The sequence below is a fragment of the Kitasatospora sp. NPDC057198 genome (genome assembly GCF_042670125.1).
In the GTDB taxonomy this organism is placed as follows: Bacteria; Actinomycetota; Actinomycetes; order Streptomycetales; family Streptomycetaceae; genus Kitasatospora.
In genome coordinates this window covers 1-4,993 of record NZ_JBHUWH010000538.1, presented here as the reverse complement: position 1 = coordinate 4,993, position 4,993 = coordinate 1, and the positions used below count along the sequence as shown (strand labels likewise).

6 protein-coding genes are annotated in these 4,993 nt (G+C 74.1%); 3 read left to right on the top strand and 3 right to left on the bottom strand.

The genetic code is table 11. The features are described from left to right. Window positions 1-20 precede the first annotated feature (20 nt). Together ACFUEL_RS35000 and ACFUEL_RS34995 are read right to left on the bottom strand one after the other, a co-directional pair. A complete protein-coding gene (locus ACFUEL_RS35000; protein WP_380241494.1) occupies window positions 21-830 on the bottom strand; it encodes a CHAP domain-containing protein in 810 nt (269 codons plus the stop codon). 182 nt (window positions 831-1,012) lie between these two features. Continuing rightward, window positions 1,013-1,282 carry a hypothetical protein gene (locus ACFUEL_RS34995; RefSeq protein ID WP_380241493.1) on the bottom strand — a complete coding sequence of 90 codons (270 nt, stop codon included), beginning with the start codon at window positions 1,280-1,282 and terminating at the stop codon, window positions 1,013-1,015. A 377-nt stretch (window positions 1,283-1,659) separates the two neighbouring features. Between ACFUEL_RS34995 and ACFUEL_RS34990 the strand changes: the two genes are divergently transcribed. Continuing rightward, window positions 1,660-2,634 (top strand): LuxR C-terminal-related transcriptional regulator, encoded by a 975-nt coding sequence (locus ACFUEL_RS34990; protein WP_380241491.1) that lies wholly within the window; start codon window positions 1,660-1,662, stop codon window positions 2,632-2,634. 69 nt (window positions 2,635-2,703) lie between these two features. Then, window positions 2,704-3,987, top strand: a complete 1,284-nt coding sequence (locus ACFUEL_RS34985) for a sugar efflux transporter (protein ID WP_380241489.1) — start codon at window positions 2,704-2,706, stop codon at window positions 3,985-3,987. 293 nt (window positions 3,988-4,280) lie between these two features. Here ACFUEL_RS34985 and ACFUEL_RS34980 read toward each other — a convergent pair whose 3' ends face one another. After that, a complete protein-coding gene (locus tag ACFUEL_RS34980) occupies window positions 4,281-4,475 on the bottom strand; it encodes a hypothetical protein (protein WP_380241487.1) in 195 nt (64 codons plus the stop codon). Between the two features lie 9 nt (window positions 4,476-4,484). Here ACFUEL_RS34980 and ACFUEL_RS34975 point away from each other — a divergent pair, with 9 nt between their 5' ends. Further along, window positions 4,485-4,859: a hypothetical protein gene (locus tag ACFUEL_RS34975; RefSeq protein ID WP_380241485.1), complete on the top strand. Its 375-nt coding sequence runs from the start codon at window positions 4,485-4,487 to the stop codon at window positions 4,857-4,859. Window positions 4,860-4,993 lie beyond the last annotated feature (134 nt).

Below are 4,993 nucleotides of genomic sequence, written 5' to 3'. Positions count from 1 at the left end.
GCCGTACGGCGGGCGGCCGCTCAGAAGTGGATCATCCACTGGAACTCGGCCTGCGCGCCGACGCGGACGTGGCTGCGGGTGCCGTAGGCGGTCGGGTTGTTGTAGTTGTACTCCTCGACGTCGAAGGAGCCGTCGGAGTGGACCGCGTTGACGTAGGCGACGTGGCCGTACGTCCCGCTGACGTCGTTGACGGCGATGGAGCCGACGGTGGGGGTGGTGTTGACCGGGAGGCCGGCCGTCCGGGCGGCGTCGTCCCAGGTGTTGGCGTTGCCCCAGTGCGCGTCGCCCCAGGAGTTGCCGAAGCCCGGGACGCCGAGGCGGGTGGCGATGCGGAAGGCCGCGAAGGCGGTGCACTGGCCGGCGTAGAAGCCGTGACTGCTGCCGTCGTAGTCGTCGACGGGGGTCTGGTTGCCGCCGAGGAACAGGTGCGAGGCGTCGTTGTTCTTCAGGGTGGTGTTCAGGTTGCCCTTGGCGCCGGGGGCGAAGTCCTGGTAGGCGCCTTCGTAGCCGCTGTTGTAGTAGACGCGCACGGTCCGCGCCGAGCGGTTCCACACCGACGCGGCGTTGTTCTTGACGCAGAGGCCCTGGCCGCTGCCGGCGCTCTTGAACTCGTAGCAGTCCGGCTGGGTGCTCCCGTAGTTGCTGACGGAGCCGGCGAAGTCGGAGACCGAGCCCGCGTTGTCGCTGTTGTAGTAGTAGCAGAACTCCCCGGACTCGCAGACGCCGTCGCGGCCCGCGGCGAAGGCGGGTACGGAGGTGGCGACGACGAGGGGGACGGCCATCGCCAGCGCGGTGCCGGCGACGGTCAGCGTGGTGCGGATGTTCTTCATGGTGCGCTCTCCTGGTTGCGTGTCATCGACGGGTGCTCCGGTCGTGTGCGGGCGCCACCGCGCGGTCAGTGGGTGCGCCGGTGCTCCTCCCGGGTCTGGACGGCGGTGCGGGGGCCGGACGGGGCGGGACGGCGTCGCCTGGGCAGGGGGCGCGAGGGAGGCGGGCAGGGCTCGTGGAGTCCTCAGCCGAGGACGAGGCGCCAGCCGTGCAGGGCCGGCACGTGCCGCAGCGCGCGTTCGCAGACGCGGCGCAGGTTCGCGGCCGCCGCGTCGGGAGTGTCCGCGATGATCGCGGCGGCGATGTGGCACCGGTTGCGGTCGACGCGGGCCCGGAGGTGTTCCACCCGGTCCTCGCCCCGGCTGTGGACCCACATCAGATCGGTGACCGCCCCGGCCGTCAGCGGCGGTCGCGCCGGGGCGGGGCACAGGAGGGTCACCGCGACCAGGTGCACGGGATTCAGCGGACTCTGTGCGGTGGTGCGGGAGGAACGGCGGCCCCCTCGGAGCCGACTCTCTCGGAACCGGCCCGCTCGGAACCGCTGGCGGCGGGGCCGGTGCGCACGATGCGTGTCGAGTGGGCCACGAGTGTTCCCTCCTGTCGAATGACCGTGCCGCGCCGGTGGGTGCTTCGCGGGGGGGTCGTCCCGGTTCTCGCTCCTCCCCCGGACCGGCGAGGACGATCATGCCGACCGGAAAAGGCGGTGTCACGGCCGCCGGGGTGGCATCAAGTCGCTTGGCAGGGACGTGCCAGATCATTTCGTCCGCGGAGCCATTGCGGATCCGGCCGCCGTGTGCCGATGATGATCACCGACCTGGGGAGGACGGCACGGTGTTGCAGGCACTCGGACTGAACGCGCGGACGGAGAACGTCTACCGGGCCCTGCTGGCCGAGCCGGACGGCGGAGTCGAACGGATCGCCGCCGTCCTGCACCTGACGGAGGCCCAGGTGCGCGAGGCGCTCGACGAACTCCTGGAGCTGACGCTCCTGCGGCCCGCGAACGACTCCCGCGCGCTGCAGGCCGTCAGCCCGGAAGTCGGGCTGACCCGGCTGCTCGCCCACAACCAGAACCAACTGCTCTTCCGCCAGCAGCAGTTGGAGAACGCCCGGTCCGCGATCGCGGACCTCTCCGCCGAGTACACCGACCGGCGGCCCGAGGACGAGACGGTCCTGCGGCTGGACTCCCCCGAAGCCGTCCGCGACCGCCTCGAGGAACTCGCCGCCACCGCCACCGGGGAGTGCCTGTCCCTGGTGCCCGCGGGAGCCGTCCGCCCCGACCGGCTCCGTGCCGGCGAACGCCCGCACCAGCTGGCGCTGGCCCGCGGAGTGGCCGTCCGCAGCGTCTTCCAGGACAGCTTCCGCAACGACCCCGGCACCCTGCGCCACGCCCGGCGGCTGGCCGGCCTCGGCGCTTCGATCCGCACCGTGCCCCTCCTGCCGATCCGGCTGGTGATCGTCGACCGCAGCACCGCCCTGGTCCCGAGCGGCCCCGACGGCAACGACCGCGGCGCACTGGAACTGCACGGCGCGGCCCTGGTCCGGCCGCTGTGCGCCCTGTTCGACGAACTGTGGCGGAGCGGAGCCGACTTCGCCCGGCCCGCCCCCCGCGACGGCCGGCACCTCACCGGATCCGAACGCGCCCTGCTGCAACTGCTGGGCGACGGCCACACGGACGAGTCCGCCGGCCGCAGACTGGGCCTGTCCCTGCGCACCGTGCGCCGGATGATGAAGGAACTGATGGACCGCCTGGGCGCCGAGAGCCGCTTCCAGGCAGGAGCCCGAGCCGCGCGGAACGACTGGCTGTGATCCCGGCCCCGCCGAGGGGCTCCCGGCCCCGTCCGCCCCGCTTCCACCCGAGGGAAACGGAGGAACGACGTGCAGCCCGCAGGCACCGCCCAACCCGGAGCACCGGACCGGAAACCCGCACCCCACCGACCCCGCCGGCCCGGCCGGACGGCGCCCGCCCTGGGCGTCGCCACCGGCTGCTACGCCGTCGCCGTGTCGGTCCTCGGCACCACCACCAGCCTGTTCCTGGCGGACGCCGTCGGAGCGGGGCCGGGGCTCATCGGCCTGTACTTCATCGGCTGCGCCGCGGCCGCCGTGGGCGTCAACCTGGTCACGGGGCAGCTGTCCGACCGGCTGGAGGACCGGAGAACCGCCCTCGCCGTCACCGCCCTGGCCGGTGTCGTCGGGGCGGCGGTCTTCGCCGCGGCCCGGAACTACGCCGCGGTGTTCGCGACGGGGGCGGTGCTGATCAGCCTGAACGACGGCTACATCTCCCAACTGTTCGCGTACGTCAAGGATTTCGCCGACTCCACCGGCCGGGAGCTGACGCCGTTCAGCTCCGCGGTGCGCTCCCTCTTCTCCGTCGGGTGGGTGGTCGGCCCGCCCGCCGGCCTCTTCCTGCTCGTGCACCTGGGCTTCGGGCCGGTGTACGCGGGCGTCGCGGGCCTCCTCCTGGCCACCGCCGTCCTGGGACGCTGGTTCCTCCCGGCCCTCGCGCCGCCCCGCCCCCCGGTCGCCGGAGGGCCCGCCCGGGAGCGCCGGCCCGGTCTGCGCCGCGTCCTGGCCACCGTGCCGCGCCGCACGTGGCTGCTGCTCGGGGCGGTGACCGCGGTCAACGTGGCGGACCAGGTCTACCTGATCGACATCGCCCTGTACGTCACCAGGGACCTGCACCGCTCGGCCGCCCTGGCGGGCTTGCTGGCGGGGGTCTGCGCCGTACTGGAGATCCCCCTGATGCTCCTGGTCGGCCGCTTCGCCGACCGCGTCGGGAAGACCCGCCTGGTGGCCTGCGCCGTCCTGCTCGCCACCGCGTTCTTCGGCCTGCTGCCCCTGGCCGGGTCGCCCGCCGCCCTCATCGCCCTGCAACTGCCCAACGCCCTGTGGACCGCGGTGCTGGCCGGCCTCCCGATGGTGATCGTGCAGCGGGAGGTCCCCGGCGGCTCGGGCACCGCGTCCTCGCTCCACTCGTCCACCTTCCCCGTCGCCCAACTCCTGGCCGGGGCCGTCACCGGAACGCTCGCCGCCCGGACCGGGTACCGGGACGTCTTCTGGATCTGCGCCGGCCTCTGCGCGCTCGCCGCGGCCTGCCTCCTCGGCCGGGCCCTGACGGACGGCACCCGCGAGACGCGGGCGGACACCACGACCGGGCGGTGACGGCGGCGCGGCCGACGGCCTCCTACCGGACGGGCGGGGTGCCGCCGGGACGGTAGCCGCGCCGTCCGATCATGTCGGCGGCCGGGACGTCGCCCCCGGCGGGCACGAACCGCACCGCGCCGAACCCGGAACCGCCGGTGCCCCGGCCCGGGTACCGGGTCCCGTACGCGGCCCCGGTCCGCGGCCGACGGGTCCGACGGGTCCAACGGGTCCGACGGGTCCGACGGGTCCGACGGGCCACCACGGCATGACGGGTCTCCGCCCCGCGAGCCGCTTCGAGGACCGGCGGTCGACTACGCGCGCAGCAGGCCCAGCACGGCCCCGGCTGCCGCGACCGGGTCGTCGACCTGCGCCCACGCGTACTCGTCCGAGACGATGAACGGCGACTGCCCGGCCGGGCCCCGCTCGCGCTTCCGGTCGCAGGGCCCGCCGCCGACGCCGGAGGCGTGTCGGGGAACTCGGTTGAGCGGTTCAGGCCGACTGGACATACTCACCGGGTGACCAGCACTGGGGGCGCAGCCACCGAGCAGGGGTGGGACGGGCCCTTCTACCGCGTCCGGACGGACCGGTTCGAGGCGTTGTTCGTACCCGATCCGGGAGAGGAGCCGGACGCCGTCTGCAACGTCGACGTCGAGGTCCGGCTGACGGCGGACGGCTCGCGCTGGAGCGCGACCGTGTTCACGCTCGCCGAGGTCGGGCGAATCATGGACAGGTGGTCCCGAACCGGCGAGGCCCTGGGCGGCCGCTACTTCCGGTGCTCCGACGGTCTCGTCGTCCGGGATCCCGGCATCGACAGCATGACGCGGGTGCTGGCCGGCCTGCTCGACGACGGTGGCTTCACCCGGGTCCTCCGGCGGCTCGACGACGACTGACCGTCCGACGCCCGTACCGAGACGATCGGTCGCCCGCTGCGGTGCCCGCCCCGCCGACACCCCGCAACCGGCGGAGCGAGCACGTCGGCGCGGCCGTCGCGGACGGGCCACCGCCGAGGAGTCCGCCCGCTTCC